Source organism: Pseudomonas sp. 05T35 (assembly GCF_056396605.1).
In genome coordinates, this window is the sequence record NZ_JBFTLU010000471.1 from 1 (window position 1) to 3,371 (window position 3,371).

General features: G+C 51.0%; 2 rRNA genes. Both read right to left on the reverse strand.

Features of this window, described 5'->3' with window-relative positions:
- Nucleotides 1-52 precede the first annotated feature (52 nt).
- Nucleotides 53-168: ribosomal RNA gene (gene rrf, locus AC1DH9_RS25475) — 5S ribosomal RNA — on the reverse strand.
- A 159-nt stretch (nt 169-327) separates the two neighbouring features.
- Nucleotides 328-3,219 (reverse strand): 23S ribosomal RNA (locus AC1DH9_RS25480).
- Nucleotides 3,220-3,371: the final 152 nt, after the last annotated feature.

The following is a 3,371-nucleotide window of genomic DNA, read 5'->3' on the forward strand; positions in this document are numbered from 1 at the left end:
GCAGGCAAAACAAAACCCCAACTGCTTTCGCAATTGGGGTTTCGGAATTTAATCTTGACGATGACCTACTCTCACATGGGGAAACCCCACACTACCATCGGCGATGCATCGTTTCACTGCTGAGTTCGGGATGGGATCAGGTGGTTCCAATGCTCTATGGTCGTCAAGAAATTCGGGTACTGAMTCGYGACCWGTKGGYCTCGCTTCAGCAAATTGGGTATGTGACAGTCGGGTGTTTTGTGAGCAGCTCGAACTTTCGGTTCGTTTCGTCTTCACACACCGCAATCTGGYTCTTCTCTCGAAGCATGCAGATTGCTTGGGTGTTATATGGTCAAGCCTCACGGGCAATTAGTATTGGTTAGCTCAACGCCTCACAGCGCTTACACACCCAACCTATCAACGTCGTAGTCTTCGACGGCCCTTCAGGGGACTCAAGGTCCCAGTGAGATCTCATCTTGAGGCTAGTTTCCCGCTTAGATGCTTTCAGCGGTTATCTATTCCGAACATAGCTACCCGGCAATGCCACTGGCGTGACAACCGGAACACCAGAGGTTCGTCCACTCCGGTCCTCTCGTACTAGGAGCAGCCCCTCTCAAATCTCAAACGTCCACGGCAGATAGGGACCGAACTGTCTCACGACGTTCTAAACCCAGCTCGCGTACCACTTTAAATGGCGAACAGCCATACCCTTGGGACCGGCTTCAGCCCCAGGATGTGATGAGCCGACATCGAGGTGCCAAACACCGCCGTCGATATGAACTCTTGGGCGGTATCAGCCTGTTATCCCCGGAGTACCTTTTATCCGTTGAGCGATGGCCCTTCCATACAGAACCACCGGATCACTAAGACCTACTTTCGTACCTGCTCGACGTGTCTGTCTCGCAGTCAAGCGCGCTTTTGCCTTTATACTCTACGACCGATTTCCGACCGGTCTGAGCGCACCTTCGTACTCCTCCGTTACTCTTTAGGAGGAGACCGCCCCAGTCAAACTACCCACCATACACTGTCCTCGATCCGGATAACGGACCTGAGTTAGAACCTCAAAGTTGCCAGGGTGGTATTTCAAGGATGGCTCCACGCGAACTGGCGTCCACGCTTCAAAGCCTCCCACCTATCCTACACAAGCAAATTCAAAGTCCAGTGCAAAGCTATAGTAAAGGTTCACGGGGTCTTTCCGTCTAGCCGCGGATACACTGCATCTTCACAGCGATTTCAATTTCACTGAGTCTCGGGTGGAGACAGCGCCGCCATCGTTACGCCATTCGTGCAGGTCGGAACTTACCCGACAAGGAATTTCGCTACCTTAGGACCGTTATAGTTACGGCCGCCGTTTACCGGGGCTTCGATCAAGAGCTTCGCGTTAGCTAACCCCATCAATTAACCTTCCGGCACCGGGCAGGCGTCACACCCTATACGTCCACTTTCGTGTTTGCAGAGTGCTGTGTTTTTAATAAACAGTCGCAGCGGCCTGGTATCTTCGACCGGCATGGGCTTACGGAGCAAGTCCTTCACCCTCACCGGCGCACCTTCTCCCGAAGTTACGGTGCCATTTTGCCTAGTTCCTTCACCCGAGTTCTCTCAAGCGCCTTGGTATTCTCTACCCAACCACCTGTGTCGGTTTGGGGTACGGTTCCTGGTTACCTGAAGCTTAGAAGCTTTTCTTGGAAGCATGGCATCAACCACTTCGTGTTCTAAAAGAACACTCGTCATCAGCTCTCGGCCTTAGAATCCCGGATTTACCTAAGATTCCAGCCTACCACCTTAAACTTGGACAACCAACGCCAAGCTGGCCTAGCCTTCTCCGTCCCTCCATCGCAATAACCAGAAGTACAGGAATATTAACCTGTTTTCCATCGACTACGCTTTTCAGCCTCGCCTTAGGGACCGACTAACCCTGCGTCGATTAACGTTGCGCAGGAAACCTTGGTCTTTCGGCGTGGGTGTTTTTCACACCCATTGTCGTTACTCATGTCAGCATTCGCACTTCTGATACCTCCAGCAAGCTTCTCAACTCACCTTCACAGGCTTACAGAACGCTCCTCTACCGCATCACCTAAGTGATACCCGTAGCTTCGGTGTATGGTTTGAGCCCCGTTACATCTTCCGCGCAGGCCGACTCGACTAGTGAGCTATTACGCTTTCTTTAAAGGGTGGCTGCTTCTAAGCCAACCTCCTAGCTGTCTAAGCCTTCCCACATCGTTTCCCACTTAACCATAACTTTGGGACCTTAGCTGACGGTCTGGGTTGTTTCCCTTTTCACGACGGACGTTAGCACCCGCCGTGTGTCTCCCATGCTCGGCACTTGTAGGTATTCGGAGTTTGCATCGGTTTGGTAAGTCGGGATGACCCCCTAGCCGAAACAGTGCTCTACCCCCTACAGTGATACATGAGGCGCTACCTAAATAGCTTTCGAGGAGAACCAGCTATCTCCGAGCTTGATTAGCCTTTCACTCCGATCCACAGGTCATCCGCTAACTTTTCAACGGTAGTCGGTTCGGTCCTCCAGTTAGTGTTACCCAACCTTCAACCTGCCCATGGATAGATCGCCCGGTTTCGGGTCTATTCCCAGCGACTAGACGCCCTATTAAGACTCGCTTTCGCTACGCCTCCCCTATTCGGTTAAGCTCGCCACTGAAAATAAGTCGCTGACCCATTATACAAAAGGTACGCAGTCACMSAACAAAGTSKGCTCCCACTGCTTGTACGCATACGGTTTCAGGATCTATTTCACTCCCCTCTCCGGGGTTCTTTTCGCCTTTCCCTCACGGTACTAGTTCACTATCGGTCAGTCAGTAGTATTTAGCCTTGGAGGATGGTCCCCCCATATTCAGACAAAGTTTCTCGTGCTCCGTCCTACTCGATTTCATGACTAAGAGATTTTCGCGTACAGGGCTATCACCCACTATGGCCGCACTTTCCAGAGCGTTCCGCTAATCTCAAAGCCACTTAAGGGCTAGTCCCCGTTCGCTCGCCACTACTAAGGGAATCTCGGTTGATTTCTTTTCCTCAGGGTACTTAGATGTTTCAGTTCCCCTGGTTCGCTTCTTAAGCCTATGTATTCAGCTTAAGATACCTAACTTATGTTAGGTGGGTTCCCCCATTCAGACATCTCCGGATCAMAGTCTGTTTGCCGACTCCCCGAAGCTTTTCGCAGGCTACCACGTCTTTCATCGCCTCTGACTGCCAAGGCATCCACCGTATGCGCTTCTTCACTTGACCATATAACCCCAAGCAATCTGGTTATACTGTGAAGACGACATTCGCCGAAAATTCGCAATTACTCACAAATTTTACCTTAGCCTGATCCGTTACCAGTGAAAGTAACGTTCAGTCTATCTTTCTATCACATACCCAAATTTTTAAAGAACGAT